This window comes from Siccirubricoccus sp. G192 (genome assembly GCF_019084075.1).
Classification (GTDB): domain Bacteria; phylum Pseudomonadota; class Alphaproteobacteria; order Acetobacterales; family Acetobacteraceae; genus G192.
On record NZ_JAHREN010000001.1, the window covers coordinates 3980362 to 3995294 of the forward strand.

Below are 14933 nucleotides of genomic sequence, written 5' to 3' on the forward strand. Positions count from 1 at the left end.
CGGCTATTCCGGGCGGATCCCGGCCATCTCCGCGGTGCGGCGGATGCGGGCGCGCTCCTCCGCCAGGAAGGCGGCGAGGCCGGCGGGGCTGCGCTCCGCCTCGCCCGCCAATTGCGCGCCGACCTCGGCCTGGCGCTCCCGGTAGCCGGGGTCGTCCAGCGCCGCGGCGGCCGCGCCGGCCAGGGCGGCGAGCACCGGGGCCGGCGTGCCGGCGGCTGTGACCAGCGCCGCCCAGGAGCCGCCGGTGAGGCCCGGCAATCCGCTCTCGATCAAGGTTGGCACCTCGGGCGCCAGGGCCGAGCGGCTGGCGGTGGAGACGGCCAGGATGCGGATGCGCCCGTCCCGCCAGAGCGGCAGCACGGTGGAGAATTCCGCCATCACCACCGGGATATTGCCGGCCACGAGATCCGGCACCGAGAGGCTGCTGCCGCGATAGGGCACATGCGTCAGCCGGATGCCGGCCTGGGCCATCAATTGCTCGATCAGGAAATGCGTGGCGCTGCCCTGGCCGGAGGAGCCGATGCTGAACTCGCCAGGCCGTGCCTTCGCCGCCGCGATCAGCTCGGCGGCGCTGCGGAAGGGACTGTCGGCGCGCACGGAAAGCGTCAGCGGGCTGCGGCTGAGCAGGGCGATCGGCGCGAAATCCGCCGCCACGTCATAGGGCATGCGGGCCTGCAGCACCGGGTTGTTCACCAGCGGGCCATTGGAGCCGAGCAGCAGGGTGTAGCCATCCGGCCGCGCCTTCGCCACCACCTCGGCGCCGAGGGTGCCACCGGCGCCGGCGCGGTTCTCCACGATGAAATTCTGGCCGAGCCGCTCGCCCATCCGCTGCGCCACCAGCCGTGCCTGCACATCGGAACTGGTGCCGGCGGCGAAGGGGACGACGATGCGGACGGGGCGGTCCGGGAAGCCGGACTGGGCCAGCGCCCCGCGCATCACAGGCGAAAGCACGCCAGCCACAGCCAGCAGCGCGCGACGATGAAACCGCATGGTCCTTACCTCCCTCTCCCGCCGCCATCCTGCGCTGCCGCAGGCGGGGTGGCCAAGGGAGAGTGCGCCGGGTCGTGCCGGCATTGCGCGATCGGGTGATGCAATGAACACTCCCCGCGGGGCCTGTCGCGCCAGCCAACCCGCCCCTGGACAGCGCGAGGCGCTGCCCATTGATGCTGTCTCGCAGCCGGGTCGCCTCCTTCTCCCGGGCGAGGAGCGCCTTGCGCGCGGCAAGCCACTCCTCCCGCGACACGACCTGGTGCTGCTGCAGGGAGTAGCCCGCATCAAACCGGACATGCGGCTTGGTTGGCTGACTGCAGGGCGATGAACTCACGGGGGCTACGGATCGGCCCTTAATCATCAGACCATGGGTGTGACGGCTACCGGGACGATGCAGACACACGGCGCGAGCCGAGGCAGGATCAGTTCAGGTTCGCTCCGCAGGCTCGGAGCCCATGCTGCTGGAAGGAATGCGTTGTCATGGAAATGCGCAATCTCGGCCGATCGGGCCTTCGGGTTTCGGTCATCGGCTTGGGCTGCAACAACTTCGGTGGCCGAATCGACCTTGAGGCCAGCCGCGCCGTCGTGCACGCTGCCCTCGATGCAGGCATCACCCTGTTCGACACGGCAGATGTCTATGGAGAACAAGGCGGCTCGGAGACAGCGCTGGGTGAGATTCTCGGCTCACGCCGCAAGGACATCGTGCTGGCCACCAATTGGCAGGCCGATGGATGCAGCGGGGACACTCCAAGGGGCGAGCCGGCGCTACATCGTCACTGCCGTCGAGGCCAGCCTGAAGCGGCTACGCACCGACTGGATCGACCTTTACCAACTGCACCAGCCGGACCCTCTGACGCCCATCGAGGAAACCCTGCGCGCCCTCGACGATCTGACGCGCGCCGGGAAGATTCGCTATGCCGGGTGCAGCAATCTGCCTGCCTGGCAAGTGGCAGAAGCGGTCTGGACCGCCCGCAGCTCCGGGCTCTCGGGCTTCATCTCTTGCCAGGACGAGGTGTCTCTCCTGATCCGCAAGCACGAGACGGATCTGATGCCGGCCATGCGCACCTACGACCTCGGATTGCTTCCCTACTTCCCACTCGCCAGCGGCCTGCTGACGGGCAAGTACAAGCGGAATATGTCGCTGCCGCCAGGTGCCAGGCTGACCAAGATGCAACGCCTGGCCGACAGATACCTGACGGATGAGAACCTGGCCTTGTCCGAGAAGTTGAACGATTTTGCCGAAGCGCGCGGTCACACGCTGCTGGAACTGGCCTTTGGCTGGCTGCTGGCCCGCCCGCCGATCTCGAGTGTCATCGCGGGAGCGACCACGCCTGAGCAGATCAGGGCGAACGTGGCCGCCGGCGGCTGGGCTCTGACATCCGCCGAACTGGAGGAGGTCGACAGCATCACTGCGAAACCGAAGTCTGCGGCATAGCGGCACAGTGGGGTGCCAGGGACGGGTACTTTGGGCTGGCTGCTCCCTGGTCTGCCATAGACGTGCATGCTCGCCTGGCAGCTCACACCACGAGATCAGCTCCCGCAGTCGTGCGGCATTGCCATGAGCCCGGCGCTTCCGAGGTCCGTCGTCGACACCGCACTTGCTCCTTAATGCTTCGCAAGATGTTCAACCGGGTGTTCGACGAGCGGTGGCGCTCCAACGGGAGTGGCTTCACGCCATCTAGGCCCAGAGAGTTTCATTCCCCAGTTCCTCCCGCTGCGGGCGAAGGGATTCGAACCCTCGCCCCCAAACTCGCAAGGTCGTGCTCGGGATCATAGCGATATTCGGCATAGGCGGCTCCAGGCTCCCGGACGTCCATGCCCGTCCGCGATCTATCCTAGCTCCCCACCTTCAGCGTGCTGGTCAAGCCACGCAGGCAGGCCAGGATGGAGAGCGGCGTGACCTTGCCGGTGCGGGGATTCTCCTCGCTCGGCACATTCTCGATCGTCATGGTGAGCCGCACCGCCGCCGCCTCCACCCGGATGGTGTGGGTATTGCGGGTCACGCCGGGATCGGCCCAGATCTCCACCTGCGTGCGCTGCGGGCCGATGCCGGCCAGCGCCAGGGCGGCGGCGACGTTCACATTCGCCGGGAAGCCGCGCGCCGCGTCGAAGGCATTGCCCTGGAAGACGCGCCTCGGCGTGGTGACGGAGAGCACGTCGATCCCGTGTTCCACCAGGTAGGGCGCGCCCTCCAGCCCGCGCGGCGGCTTGCGGGTCTCGATGGTGACGCTCTCGACCTCGCCCTCGGCCGCGGCGCGCACGGCATCGAGGCCGAGCAGCGCGCCGGTCGGCACGATGATGCGCGCGCCGCTCTCCCGCGCCTGCTCCACCAGATGCATCCGCGGCAGCAGCGCGCCGACCGAGGAAGGCACGAAGATGCGGCCGCGCCGGATGGCGGAGGTGGCGATCTCCTCGAAGACCGCGGCCGGCGCCGCCTCCACCACGATATCCGCCTGCTCGGCCAGCTCGCCCAGGGAAACGATGGCCGGCTTCGCGCGGAACCCGGCGAGCGTCCGCGCCACCTTCGCCTGGTCGCGCGCGGCGACGGCGGTGAGGCGCAGCCCCTCCACCCCGGCATCCAGCGCCCGCGCCAGATGCGCGCCGATGGCGCCGAGCCCACCGATCGCCACCGTCAATGTCCTTGCCATGTTTCCGCTCCCCTGGCCGCTGCCCTGCCGCGGTAGCAGATGCCGAAGCCAAGGGCGAGGCCCGCCGCAGCCGGATGCGGAACCATTCGGGTGGCCGCGCTTTATGCGGAATGACCGGCCCCGACGCAGGTCCGCAAACATCCGAGGAGACCACCAACATGCAAGCCAGCACCATGCTGCGCGGCCTCGCCGCCGCCGGGCTGCTCGTCACGCTCGCCGCCTGCGACAATACCCGCGACGGCACCCGCAACAACCCGCCCAGCACCGCCACGCAGCGCGCCTATGACAGCGCCACCGGCAGCCCGGCGACCCCGGCCGACGGCACCCGCGGCAACCCCTCCGGCACCGCCGCGGAGCGGGCGCTGGACCGCGCCGCCGGCACCAATACCTCCGGCGCCTATCCGGGCCAGTCGGACGGCACCCGCGCCAACCCGCCGGGCACGGCCGCCGAGCGCGCCTATGACCGCGCGACCGGGTCCAATACCTCCGGCGCCTATCCGGCCAGGCGCTGACGCCTCAAGGGCCGGCCGGCGGGGCTTCCGCCGGCCGGCCACCGGCTACACCACCGGGCTGCGGCCGCCATCCACATTGATGGCGGTGCCCGTCACATAGCCGCCGACCTGGCTGCACAGGTACAGCGCCAGGCCGGCGAATTCCTCCGGCTTGCCGAGGCGGCCGACCGGCACTGGCTTGCCCGCCTCGGCCTTCCACTCCTCCCAGGTGATGTTGCGCTTCTCGGCGGCGTGGCGGCGCACCCATTGGTCGCTCTCGATGATGCCGACCAGCAGGGCATTCACCAGGACGTTGTGCTTTGCCCCCTCATTGGCCAGCACCTTGGTCAGCGCCATGCCGGCGGCGCGGGAGACGGCGGTGGGCGCGCCTTCGGCCGGCGGCGCCTTGGCACCGACATTCAGCACATTGATGATGCGGCCCCATTTCCGCGCCTGCATCCCCGGCATGGCCAGCCGCGCCAGCCGGATGGCGGCAAAGAGCTTGAGGTCGAGGTCATGCTGCCAGAGCTCGTCCGAGACCTCCAGGAAGGGCCCGCGCTGGCTGGTTCCCGCGTTGTTGATGAGGATATCCACCTGGCCCAGCGCCTTTTCCGCCTGGGCGAAGGCATGGGCGCAGCCCTCGGCGGTGGCGATGTCGGCGGCGATGCCCACCACCTTGGCAGCGGGCGCGGCGGCGCGGAGTTCGGCCTCGGCCTTGGCCAGCGCCTCGGCGCCGCGCGCCACCAGCGCCACATGCCCGCCGGACTCGGCAAAGGCGCGGCCCATGGCGAGGCCAAGCCCCTTGGAGCCGCCGGTGATCAGGGCCGCGCGGCCATCGAGTGTCAATTGCATCGGATCATTCCCCCCATTGGGATGGTTGCTGGAACCATCCTGCCGGTCCGGGGGGACGGGGGAAAGGTGGGGCGACCAACGGGACTCGAACCCGTGACATCCAAGACCACAACCTGGCGCTCTACCAACTGAGCTATGGCCGCCACACTGCCGGGCACCGAGGCCCGGGCCGCGGGAGATACGTCTAGCCGGCCGCCGCCGTCAATATGCTGCCTTGCCCAGGCGCCGGTCCTTCCGCGCCGCGAGCCGTGGCGCGGGCCTCCACCCAGCCGCGCATCCGCTCCAGCGCCGCATCCAGCAGCGCCTCGTTCTTGCAGAAGGCGAAGCGGGCATAGTGGCTTGGCGCATCGGGGGAAGCATAGAAGGCGGTCACGGGAATCGCCGCGACCTTGGCCTGCTCCGTCAGCGCCCGGCAGAAGGCCACGTCGTCGCCATTGAAGCCGAGCGGGCGGAAATCCGTGGTGATGAAGTAGCTGCCCTGGGTCGGCAACACGCCGAAGCCGAGCCCCGCCAGGCCGGCCGCCAGCCGGTCCCGCTTGGCCTGGAGATGCGCGGAGAGCCCGGCGAAATAGGCATCGTCCTTCATCAGCCCGACCGCCACGCCGCGCTGCAGGTTGGGCGGCGTGGTGAAGGTGAGGTTCTGGTGTGCCTTGGCCACATTGCCGGCGAGCGACCGGTCGCAGGTGATGTAGCCCACCTTCCAGCCGGTCAGGCTGAAGGTCTTGCCGGCGCTGCCGATCCGCATGCAGCGCTCGCGCATGCCCGGCAGGGTCATCAGCGGGATGTGCCGCCAGCCATCGAAGGTGAGGTGCTCATAGACCTCGTCGCAAATCGCGTAGCAGTCATGCCTGGCCACGAGATCGGCGATGAAGGCGAGTTCGGCCGCCGTGAAGACCTTGCCGGTCGGGTTCATCGGGCTGTTGAACAGGATGGCCTTGGTCTTCGGCCCGAAGGCGGCGGCCAGCTCAGCCCGTGGCAGCGCCCATTCGGGCGGGCTCAGCCGCACCAGCCGCGGCACCGCGCCGAGCAGCTTCACCACCGGCAGGTAGGTGTCGTAGAGCGGCTCGATCAGCACGCATTCGTCGCCGGGGTTCAGCACCGCCACCAGGCAGGCGGTGATCGCCTCGGTGGCGCCCGAGGTGACGACGACCTCGGCGGCGGGATCGGCCTCAATCCCGTAGAAGCGGCGGTTGTGGGCGGCGACGGCCTGGCGCAGTTCCGGCACGCCGGCGAGCGGCGGATACTGGTTGCGGCCATCGAGCAGCGCCGCGGCGGCGGCATGGATGACATCCGCGGGCCCGTCGTAATCCGGGAAGCCCTGGCCGAGATTGATCGCGCCATGTTCGAGCGCGAGGGCGCTCATCACCGTGAAGATGGTGGTGCCGGTTGCCGACAACAGGCTGTTCTGGGGCTGCATCCGCCCTGCCCTTCCAGGTCCAATCCAGAGAACCGGACCAGCCTTCGGCGAGCGGCGCCCCGCCCCGGCCATGGGCCAGGGGGCCGGACGGCCCGAGCCCCCGGCCGGTCCGCAAGACATGTGGGAGCCATAATGCGGCCCGTCCGGTCGCGCCGCAAGCCGCTGGCCGGACGGGGCTTGCCGCTTCCTTGGGCGGATTGCCGCTGAAACGGGCGCAGTCGGTCGAAAACCCGTGGAATTCGGCCCAGGAGCCGATTGAACCTCTGGCACGGGGCGTGCAAAACACCCCGCGCCACTGGTTCGCTCCCCTGTGATAAGGACGGCGGGCCGGCGGTGGCGAAGACCCGGGGCATGCTTCCCGGGCCATCGCGCCAGGCTGAGAACCGACTGCGAAGCGCCAGACTGCGAAGCGGAGCCGATGAAAAAGATCGAGGCCATCATCAAGCCCTTCAAGCTCGACGAAGTGAAGGACGCCCTGCACGAGATCGGTCTGCAGGGCCTCACCGTCGTGGAGGCCAAGGGATTCGGCCGGCAGAAGGGCCATACGGAGCTCTACCGGGGGGCGGAATACGTCGTCGATTTCCTGCCCAAGGTGAAGATCGAGGTGGTCTGCAGCGACGACATGCTCGACCGCGCCGTGGAGGCGATCCAGCAGGCGGCGCGCACCGGGCGGATCGGCGACGGCAAGATCTTCGTCTCCGATATCCAGGAGGTGATCCGCATCCGCACCGGCGAGCGGGGCGAGGACGCGGTCTAGGCCACCAGGCATACGCCACGGCCGGGAGCAAGCCCGCGGCCGCAGGCGGAACTCCCGTGCGACGCATGCCCCCCCCGGGCGGCGCGGCGCGCGGGCACGGGCAGAGGATCGGGTTCCGCGAGGAACCCTTGGGACCAGCAGGGGCACAGGATAGTCGATATGGCGCAGGACCAGGCCAACGCCGTCTCCAAGGTCATGGAGATGATCAAGGAACACAGCGTCGAATACGTGGACTTCCGGTTCACGGACCCGCGCGGCAAGTGGCATCACACCGCCCAGCACGTCTCCACCATCGAGGAGGAGATGTTCACCGACGGCATCATGTTCGACGGATCGTCCATCGCCGGCTGGAAGGCGATCAACGAGAGCGACATGGTCCTGATGCCGGATGCCGAGACGGCCTGCATGGATCCGTTCTCCGCCAAGCCGCAGATCATCCTGTTCTGCGACATCCTGGAGCCTTCCACCGGGCAGCTCTATTCCCGTGACCCGCGCAGCACGGCGAAGCGGGCGGAAGCCTACCTCAAGTCCTCCGGCATCGGCGACACCGCCTTCTTCGGCCCGGAGGCCGAGTTCTTCATCTTCGACAGCGTGAAGTTCGGCACCGGGGGGCAATTTCGGCACCTTCCAGCTCGAGAGCATCGAGGGGCCGGGCGCCAGCATGAAGGACTACCCCGAGGGCAACATGGGCCACCGGCCCCTGGCCAAGGGCGGCTACTTCCCGGTGGCGCCGGTGGACAGCGAGCAGGATCTCCGCGCCGAGATGCTCTCGACCATGATCGAGATGGGCGTCGAGGGCGAGAAGCACCACCATGAGGTGGCGCAGTCGCAGCACGAGCTCGGCACCAAATTCGGCCCGCTGGTGCGCCAGGCCGACCACATGCAGATCTACAAGTACTGCGTGCACAACGTCGCGCACAGCTACGGCAAGACCGCGACCTTCATGCCGAAGCCGGTCTATGGCGACAACGGCAGCGGCATGCATGTGCACCAGTCGATCTGGAAGGACGGCAAGCCGCTTTTCGCCGGCAACGGCTATGCCGATCTCAGCGAGATGGCGCTGTACTACATCGGCGGCATCATCAAGCACGCCAAGGCGCTGAACGCCTTCACCAACCCGCTGACCAACAGCTACAAGCGGCTGATCCCGGGCTTCGAGGCGCCGGTGCTGCTGGCCTATTCGGCCCGCAACCGCTCCGCCTCCTGCCGCATTCCCTATGCGACCAGCCCGAAGGCGAAGCGCGTCGAGGTGCGGTTCCCGGATCCGGGCGCGAATCCCTACCTGGCCTTCTCGGCGATGCTGATGGCCGGGCTCGATGGCATCAGGAACCGCATCCATCCGGGCGATCCGATGGACAAGGATCTCTATGACCTGCCGCCGGAGGAGCTGAAGGGCATCCCGACCGTCTGCGGCTCGCTCCGCGAGGCGCTGGGCGCGCTGGAAGCCGACCACGAATTCCTGCTGGCCGGCGACGTCTTCACCAAGGAGCAGATCGAGAGCTACATCGAGCTGAAGTGGTCGGAGGTGTACAGGTTCGAGCACACGCCGCACCCGGTCGAGTTCGAGATGTACTACTCGGTCTGACGGGACCGGGCTTTCCTTCGCGCCGGGCCGCGTCACACCGACGCGGCCCGGCGTTTCCGTTGCGGCCCGCCTATTCCGGCTCGATGCCCGCCGCACGGGCCATCCGGCCCCATTTGGCGATCTCCTCGCGGATGAAGGCGTCGAAGGCTTCCGGTGTGGAGGTCTTGGCCTCGAAGCCGATGGTGGCCAGGCGCTGCACCGTCTCTGGCCGGTCCCAGACGCGACGGAAGGCGGCATTGGTGCTGGCCACGACGTCCGGCGGCAGGCGCGCCGGGCCGACCAGTCCGGCCCAGGCGACCACGTCGAAACCCTCCAGCCCGCCCTCATGCAGGGTCGGCACGTCAGGCACCAGGGCGCTGCGCTCCCGGCTGGTGACGCCGAGGGCGCGCAGCCTGCCCCCCCTGCACATGCGCGAGCGAGGCCGAGACATCCACCACCATGGCCGTGACGCGGCCCGCGATCACATCCGTCATCGCCGGCGGCGTGCTGCGGTAGGGCACATGCGTCATCTCCACCCCGCCCATCTGGGCGATGGTCGCGCCCGCGACGATGCCGGTGGAATTGCCCGAGGCATAGGTCACCTGCCCCGGCCGCGCCCGCGCCTGGTCCAGCAATTCGCGCAGCGAGCGGATGGGCGAGCCCTCCCCCACCACGAGCCAGAACGTATAGTTCCCGGCGCGGCCGACCGCGGTGAAGTCGCCGATCGGGTCGTAGTCCAGGTGCCGCATCAGGGCAGGGTTGGCGGCATGCGGCGTATTCGTCGTCATCAGCAGCGTGTGCCCATCGGGCGCGCTGCGCGCGACCTGCGTCGCGGCCAGGACGCCGTTCGCGCCAGCCCGGTTCTCCACCAGCACGGGCTGGCCCCATTCGGGATCGAGCAGCATGGCAAGGATGCGCGTGATCGCATCCGTCCCCGACCCCGCGGCAAAGGGCACGACGATGGTGACGGGCCGGGAGGGCTTCCAGGTCCCGGCCTGGGCCCAGGCCGGAGCATCTGCCAGCGCGGCGGCGGCGAGCAATAGGCGACGGCGCCTCATGCGGGCATCTCCTCGGCCTGGCGGACGATCTCGCCTGGTTCCTTGCCGCAAGGCGGGGCATGGAGGGTGCGGCTACCCATGGATCCGTGGGGCGGCCATTCAACGGTGGGAGAGGCGGGCCGGTTTCAGGCTGGAGGGCCGGACGGCCCGATCCGCCTGCGGGTGCCGGGGCAGACGGCAGACCGCCGCGGAAGCCTGGCGGGCAGGCACCCGCTGGGGCATCGGGGACCGGCTGCGCCGGCCGCCTGCCCCGCACTGCCTGCCGCGCCAAGCGGCCTGGGCCGGCGTCAGTACTGCGGCGGGTTCTCGACGGTATCGACGCTCAGCCCGAAGCGGGCGCCGAGGGTCCGTGCCGTCTCGAAATGCCCGCGCAGCGCCGCCAGCGCCGTGATCCCGAAGCGTTGCAGGGCCGGCTCCGGCGAGTTCGAGGCCATGGTCTGGTAGAGCTGGGCCATCACCCGGTAGAGGCTGAGCTGGCGCGCCAGGAAGGCGCGGTCGAAGGCCTCGCCGCTGGCCTGGCGCAGCGCGCTGAGCGATTGGTCCGCGATGCCGGCGGCCTCGCGGCCCTGCAAGGCCACCTGGTGCTCCGCGGCCAGGTCCCCCAGGGCCTTCCGGAACCGTGCATGCTCCTCGGCGATGCTGGCGGCGAGTTGCTTGACCTCGGCGCCAGCCGCCCTCTCGGCCCCGAGCCGGCCGGCCTCGACCTGCGCCTCGCTCAGCCGCACAGCCCTTTGCAGGGAGCGCGCGTCCTCGGCCGAGAGGCCCTGGCCCGGCTGCGCCGGCAGGCGCGGCGTGGGGTCGGGCACGATGCGGGTCTGGGCCAGCGCCCCCCCCCCTGCGGGGCGGCGAGGAGTGCGGCAAGGAGGAGCGTTCGTCTCAGCATCGTCTCTGCCCTTCAGCGGGGATGCGGCGGTCCCGGTGCATCTGCCGCATTCTCCGGCCCGATTCAGACCCCCGGGCCATGCGCCCTGCGGTCATCGGGCCGCTTGGTTTCCGGCCCGATTCAGACCTCCGGGCCATGCGCCCTGCGGTCATCGGGCCGGCTCACCCGGCGACCTGCCGGTAGATCGCCGGCAGGGCGGTGGGCAGGCGCGCGATATGCGGGAAGATCGCATAGGCGCCCGGCCCGAAGATGTAGGGAAAATAGTCCCGCGCCTCGCGGTCCACGGTGATGCCGAAGACCCGGATGCCGGCGCGCCGCGCCTCACGAATCGCCATCCGGGTATCCTCCACGGCGTAGCGGCCCTCATAGTGGTCGGCGTCGTTGGGCTTGCCGTCGGTCAGCAGCAGCAGCAGGCGGCGGCTCTGCGGCCGTTCCGAAAGGCGCCGCGTGACATGCCGCACCGCGGCGCCCATGCGGGTGTAGTGGCCAGGCTTCAGCGCCTGGATGCGGCGGATGGCGGCGGCGTCCAGTGCATCGTCGAATTCCTTCACGGTCCGCACCCAGACCTGCTCGCGGCGGCGGGAGGTGAAGGTGAAGACCGCATTCTCGTCGCCGCAGGCATCGAGGCCGCCGGCCAGGGCCAGGAGCGCCTCTTTCTCGACATCCAGCACCCGCCGGTCCTCGACCCAACTGTCGGTCGAGAGCGAGACATCCACCAGCACCGCCACCGCCAGGTCCCGCTGCACCGCGCGGGCGCTGCTATAAACCCGCTCGCTGCCGGGCAGCCCGGCCCGGCGGTCCGCCACCGAACGGACCAGGGCGGAGAGGTCCAGCTCCTCGCCATCCGGCTGCGCGTGCAGGATCTGGCGGCGCGGCCGCAGCGCCTCGAACTGCCGGCGCACCCGGCGGAGGCGGCGGCGCGCCGCCTCATCCGGCACCCAGTCCTCGCCCTCCGCCGCGGCGGGTTCGGCGATGACGCGGCAATGCGCCGGGTGCCAGACGCGGCGGGAATGGTCCCATTCGGGGTAGAGGTGGATATCCGGCGCCAGCGCCGTGGTGGCCGTGGCGGCAGGCGCCAAGTCGAGTTCCAGCTTCAGCCGCGTCGCCGCGCGGCGCTGGTGCGGGCCGACCGCGATCTCGTCGAGGTCGTCGGCGGCCTTGCGGGCGGAGTCCGCATCGTCATCCTCGACCGCGCGGTTGAGGTTCATCATCTCGGCCAGGCCGATGATGGTTTCAAAGCGATTCAGCAGCAGCGGGTCGTTGCGGCGGGTCTGGTCGTTCTCGCGCCGGCGGGCGCGGCGGCGCCGGGCATCGGCGGCAGCGGCGGGGCCGCTCGGCTCCTCCTCCGGCTGGTCGGCCTGGCGCGCCGCGGCCCCGGCCGGGGCCGCGACGACCTCGCCCCAGAGCGGCACGGGCAGGAAGGGGCGGTAGCGGCGGGGGGCGCGGAAGCGCGCCAGCGGCACGGCGGGGTCGAGGAGCCCCTCCGGCGCCGGTTCCGACGCGCCCAGCAGGCGCCGTACCGCCGCCTCGACCACCGCCTCCTCGCGCGGCAGGCGGCGGCGCGGGCGTTCGGCCAGCAGCGCGGCGGCTAGCCGGGCCTGCAGCGGGCGGAGGCCGGGCCAGCGCCGCAGCAGCCGGGCGGTGGCTGCCTCGACCTCGCGCAGCCGGGCGATATCGGCCTGCAAGGGGTCGGCGGGGGGTGGTGAGGGCGGGCCTGCCGCGGCGAACCAGGCGGCGAGCCATTCATAGAGCGCCTCGTTGTCTGCGCGGAGCGGCAGCAGGTCCAGCGTCTCCGGCAGTTCCAGGGTGGCGCCATCGAAGCGCGGCGCCTCCAGCTTCTCCGTAGCACCAAGGCCGAGGCGCTGGCGCAGCCCGAGCCGGTGGCCAGAGACCGCGGCGCCTGCCGCCATCAGCCGCACCCCGCCCTGCCCGCCGAGCGCGCGGAACATCACGCCGAGCCGGCCGCGGACCTCCTCCAGCCGCAGCGCGGCCTCGGGGTGGTGCGGCCAACTGCTGGCGCCGCCGACCAGGCGGTGCCATTGCTGGCCGATGCTCTCCTCCGGCTCGAAGATCGGGGCCATGCGGCTAGCCGAGGGTGATCTCGGCGACGCGGAGCAGCGCCTGCCGCACATCCGGCTCATCGGTCAACGGCTCGATCATGGCGGCGCGGATCGCCTGGGCCGGCTTCATCCCGGCGGCGATCAGGGCGGCGCAATAGACCAGCAGGCGGGTGGAGACGCCCTCCTCCAGGTCCTGGCCCTTGAGGTCGCGCAGCGCATTCGCCAGCCGCACCAGCGGCACGCAGCGGTCGCGCGGCAGGCCGCTTTCCTGCGCCACAATGCTGGCCTCCGCCTCGGGCGGCGGGAAGCCGAAATCTAGGCCGAGGAAGCGCTGCCGGGTGCTGGGCTTCAGCCCCTTCAGCACGTTCTGGTAGCCCGGGTTGTAGGAGACCACCAGCATGAAGCCGGGCGGCGCCTCCAGCAACTCCCCCGTACGTTCCAAGGGCAGGACGCGTCGGTGGTCGGTCAGGGGGTGGAGGACGACGGTGACGTCCTTGCGCGCCTCGACCACCTCGTCGAGGTAGCAGATGGCGCCTTCCCGGACGGCGCGGGTCAGCGGCCCATCGGTCCAGACGGTGTCGCCGCCCTTGAGCAGGTAGCGGCCGGTGAGGTCGGCGGCGGTGAGGTCGTCATGACAGGCGACGGTATAGAGGGGCCGGCCGAGGCGGGCCGCCATATGCGCCACGAAGCGGGTCTTGCCGCAGCCGGTCGGGCCCTTGATGAGCAGCGGCAGGTGGTTGCGGAAGGCCTGTTCGAAGAGGGTGCATTCCTCGCCGGTGGGTGCGTAGTAGGGGATGGCGGGTGCCATCCCCTTCCCCTCGTGCGTCCCCTCGCCCCTCCCCTGGGCGGCGCTGCTCATTCGGCGGGCTGCGGTTCGGCGGCCATGTGCGCCGGCCGTTCCTCATGCACCGGGCCGAGCACCGACCAGACATAGAGCAGCACGGCAACCGCCACGACGGCGCCGGCGCCGAGCCGCATCCAGTAGAACAGCAGCAGTTGCTCCTGCACCTCCATGTACATCATGCCCATCACCCGCTGCAGGTGCACCTGCACCACGCCGGCGAAGGTCAGCACGATGGTCATGAAGAACATTGCCGAGACCATGATCCAGAAGCTCCACATGTTGAGCACCTGGTTGTAGGGCTGGCGGCCGCGCAGATAGGGCATGGCATAGGTGATGATGGCCAGGTTCAGCATCACATAGGCGCCGAAGAAGGCGAGGTGGCCGTGGGCTGCGGTGATCTGGGTGCCGTGGCTGTAGTAGTTCACCCCGTGCAGGGTGTGCATGAAGCCCCAGACCCCGGCGCCGAAGAAGGCGCCGACCGTGCAGCCCAGCGCCCAGAGCATCGCCGCCTTGTTCGGGTGGTCGCGCCGGCCGCGCCAGACCATGCTGAAGGTGAAGATCACCATGGCAAAGAAGGGCGCGACCTCGAAGGTCGAGAAGATGCTGCCGACCCACTGCCAGTAGCCCGGCGCGCCGATCCAGTAGTAGTGGTGGCCGGTGCCGAGCAGGCCGGAGAACAGCGCCAGGCCGACGATGGCATAGAGCCACTTCTCCACCACCTCGCGATCGACGCCGGTCATCTTGAGGACCAGGAAGGCCAGGATGGAGGCCATCACCAGCTCCCACACCCCCTCGACCCAGAGATGGATCACATACCACCAGTAGAGCTTGTCGACCGCGATGTTCGCCGGGTTCCAGATGGCAAAGAGCCAGAACACCGCGATCCCGACCATGCCGAGCAGCAGCACGTTGGTGATCGCGGTGCGGCGCCCCTTCAGCACCGTCATGCCGATATTGTAGAGGAAGAGGCCGGCGACCACGACGATCGCCCATTTGATCCAGAGCGGCTGCTCCAGGAACTCCCGCCCCTCATGGATGCCCATGAGGTAGCCGCCCACCGCGGCCAGCGCGCCGACCAGCAGCAGCGCGAACTGGACATAGGCGAGCAGCGGGCTCTCCAGCTCGCGCTCCGCCTCCTCCGGGACCAGGTAGTAGGCGGCGCCGAAGAAGCCCATCAGCAGCCACACCACCAGCGCATTGGTGTGGATCATGCGAATGATGTTGAAGGGCAGCAGCTCGGCGAGGAAATTCGGCAGGGCATAGACCGTGCCGGCGAGCAGGCCGAACAGGATCTGCACCACGAACAGGCCGAGGGCGCCGAGGAAATAGACATGGGCGACCTTCTGGCTGGCATACTTCATGACACTCG

At 69.9% G+C, this 14933-nt stretch carries 13 protein-coding genes, 1 tRNA gene and 3 pseudogenes; 4 read left to right on the forward strand and 13 right to left on the reverse strand.

Annotation, left to right across the window (positions count from 1 at the left end; translation table 11 throughout):
• Positions 1-3 precede the first annotated feature (3 nt).
• From KSF81_RS19205 to KSF81_RS30035, 3 genes and pseudogenes are all read right to left on the reverse strand, one after another.
• Positions 4-990 carry a tripartite tricarboxylate transporter substrate binding protein gene (locus KSF81_RS19205; protein WP_254453618.1) on the reverse strand — a complete coding sequence of 329 codons (987 nt, stop codon included), beginning with the start codon at positions 988-990 and terminating at the stop codon, positions 4-6.
• Positions 991-1150: 160 nt separating this feature from the next.
• A pseudogene (locus tag KSF81_RS32320) lies at positions 1151-1351 on the reverse strand (DUF899 family protein); the annotation flags it as partial.
• On the reverse strand, positions 1351-1638 hold the full coding sequence (locus KSF81_RS30035) for a hypothetical protein (protein WP_254453619.1): 288 nt from the start codon (positions 1636-1638) through the stop codon (positions 1351-1353). The gene KSF81_RS30035 and the pseudogene KSF81_RS32320, both read right to left, overlap by 1 nt.
• Here KSF81_RS30035 and KSF81_RS19210 point away from each other — a divergent pair.
• Positions 1576-2425 (forward strand): annotated as a pseudogene (locus KSF81_RS19210) (aldo/keto reductase). The gene KSF81_RS30035 and the pseudogene KSF81_RS19210 overlap by 63 nt on opposite strands.
• A gap of 400 nt (positions 2426-2825) precedes the next feature.
• On the opposite strand, the gene KSF81_RS19215 reads toward KSF81_RS19210, so the two are convergent.
• Complete coding sequence (locus KSF81_RS19215) at positions 2826-3638, reverse strand: aspartate dehydrogenase (RefSeq protein WP_217380336.1); 813 nt, start codon at positions 3636-3638, stop codon at positions 2826-2828.
• 158 nt (positions 3639-3796) lie between these two features.
• Here KSF81_RS19215 and KSF81_RS19220 point away from each other — a divergent pair, with 158 nt between their 5' ends.
• Positions 3797-4150, forward strand: coding sequence for a hypothetical protein (locus KSF81_RS19220; RefSeq protein WP_217380337.1), 354 nt, complete (start codon positions 3797-3799; stop codon positions 4148-4150).
• Positions 4151-4195: 45 nt separating this feature from the next.
• Here the strand turns inward: KSF81_RS19220 and KSF81_RS19225 are convergent, their stop codons facing one another.
• From KSF81_RS19225 to KSF81_RS19235, 3 genes are all read right to left on the reverse strand, one after another.
• The gene (locus KSF81_RS19225) at positions 4196-4981 is read right to left on the reverse strand and encodes an SDR family NAD(P)-dependent oxidoreductase (RefSeq protein WP_217380338.1); all 786 of its coding nucleotides are present in this window, start codon (positions 4979-4981) and stop codon (positions 4196-4198) included.
• 67 nt (positions 4982-5048) lie between these two features.
• A tRNA-His gene (locus tag KSF81_RS19230) sits at positions 5049-5124 on the reverse strand.
• Between the two features lie 41 nt (positions 5125-5165).
• Entirely contained in the window at positions 5166-6398 is a 1233-nt protein-coding gene (locus tag KSF81_RS19235; RefSeq protein WP_217380339.1) for an aminotransferase, read from the reverse strand.
• 418 nt (positions 6399-6816) lie between these two features.
• Here KSF81_RS19235 and KSF81_RS19240 point away from each other — a divergent pair, with 418 nt between their 5' ends.
• Together KSF81_RS19240 and glnA are read left to right on the forward strand one after the other, a co-directional pair.
• Positions 6817-7155 carry a P-II family nitrogen regulator gene (locus KSF81_RS19240; protein ID WP_217380340.1) on the forward strand — a complete coding sequence of 113 codons (339 nt, stop codon included), beginning with the start codon at positions 6817-6819 and terminating at the stop codon, positions 7153-7155.
• 159 nt (positions 7156-7314) lie between these two features.
• A pseudogene (gene glnA, locus KSF81_RS19245) lies at positions 7315-8740 on the forward strand (type I glutamate--ammonia ligase).
• Between the two features lie 70 nt (positions 8741-8810).
• Here the strand turns inward: glnA and KSF81_RS30040 are convergent.
• From KSF81_RS30040 to KSF81_RS19270, 6 genes are all read right to left on the reverse strand, one after another.
• A complete protein-coding gene (locus KSF81_RS30040; protein WP_309139617.1) occupies positions 8811-9089 on the reverse strand; it encodes a tripartite tricarboxylate transporter substrate-binding protein in 279 nt (92 codons plus the stop codon).
• Positions 9082-9777 (reverse strand): tripartite tricarboxylate transporter substrate binding protein, encoded by a 696-nt coding sequence (locus KSF81_RS19250; protein WP_254453622.1) that lies wholly within the window; start codon positions 9775-9777, stop codon positions 9082-9084. Before KSF81_RS19250 ends, KSF81_RS30040 begins: the two co-directional genes overlap by 8 nt.
• A 287-nt stretch (positions 9778-10064) precedes the next feature.
• Positions 10065-10583: a DUF4142 domain-containing protein gene (locus tag KSF81_RS19255; RefSeq protein ID WP_217380341.1), complete on the reverse strand. Its 519-nt coding sequence runs from the start codon at positions 10581-10583 to the stop codon at positions 10065-10067.
• A 238-nt stretch (positions 10584-10821) separates the two neighbouring features.
• Complete coding sequence (locus KSF81_RS19260; protein ID WP_217380342.1) at positions 10822-12741, reverse strand: nitric oxide reductase activation protein NorD; 1920 nt, start codon at positions 12739-12741, stop codon at positions 10822-10824.
• A 4-nt stretch (positions 12742-12745) separates the two neighbouring features.
• A complete protein-coding gene (locus tag KSF81_RS19265; protein ID WP_217380343.1) occupies positions 12746-13528 on the reverse strand; it encodes a CbbQ/NirQ/NorQ/GpvN family protein in 783 nt (260 codons plus the stop codon).
• Positions 13529-13575: 47 nt separating this feature from the next.
• Complete coding sequence (locus KSF81_RS19270; protein ID WP_217379392.1) at positions 13576-14925, reverse strand: cbb3-type cytochrome c oxidase subunit I; 1350 nt, start codon at positions 14923-14925, stop codon at positions 13576-13578.
• Positions 14926-14933: the final 8 nt, after the last annotated feature.

Excerpts from the sequence above, each read along its gene's own strand:
- KSF81_RS19240 (WP_217380340.1), top strand. The coding sequence starts at position 6,817 with ATGAAAAAGATCGAGGCCATCATCAAGCCCTTCAAGCTCGACGAAGTG.
- KSF81_RS19215 (WP_217380336.1), bottom strand. The coding sequence starts at position 3,638 with ATGGCAAGGACATTGACGGTGGCGATCGGTGGGCTCGGCGCCATCGGC.
- KSF81_RS19235 (WP_217380339.1), bottom strand. The coding sequence starts at position 6,398 with ATGCAGCCCCAGAACAGCCTGTTGTCGGCAACCGGCACCACCATCTTC.
- KSF81_RS19205 (WP_254453618.1), bottom strand. The coding sequence starts at position 990 with ATGCGGTTTCATCGTCGCGCGCTGCTGGCTGTGGCTGGCGTGCTTTCG.
- KSF81_RS19260 (WP_217380342.1), bottom strand. The coding sequence starts at position 12,741 with ATGGCCCCGATCTTCGAGCCGGAGGAGAGCATCGGCCAGCAATGGCAC.
- KSF81_RS19265 (WP_217380343.1), bottom strand. The coding sequence starts at position 13,528 with ATGGCACCCGCCATCCCCTACTACGCACCCACCGGCGAGGAATGCACC.
- KSF81_RS19250 (WP_254453622.1), bottom strand. The coding sequence starts at position 9,777 with ATGAGGCGCCGTCGCCTATTGCTCGCCGCCGCCGCGCTGGCAGATGCT.
- KSF81_RS19220 (WP_217380337.1), top strand. The coding sequence starts at position 3,797 with ATGCAAGCCAGCACCATGCTGCGCGGCCTCGCCGCCGCCGGGCTGCTC.
- KSF81_RS19270 (WP_217379392.1), bottom strand. The coding sequence starts at position 14,925 with ATGAAGTATGCCAGCCAGAAGGTCGCCCATGTCTATTTCCTCGGCGCC.
- KSF81_RS19225 (WP_217380338.1), bottom strand. The coding sequence starts at position 4,981 with ATGCAATTGACACTCGATGGCCGCGCGGCCCTGATCACCGGCGGCTCC.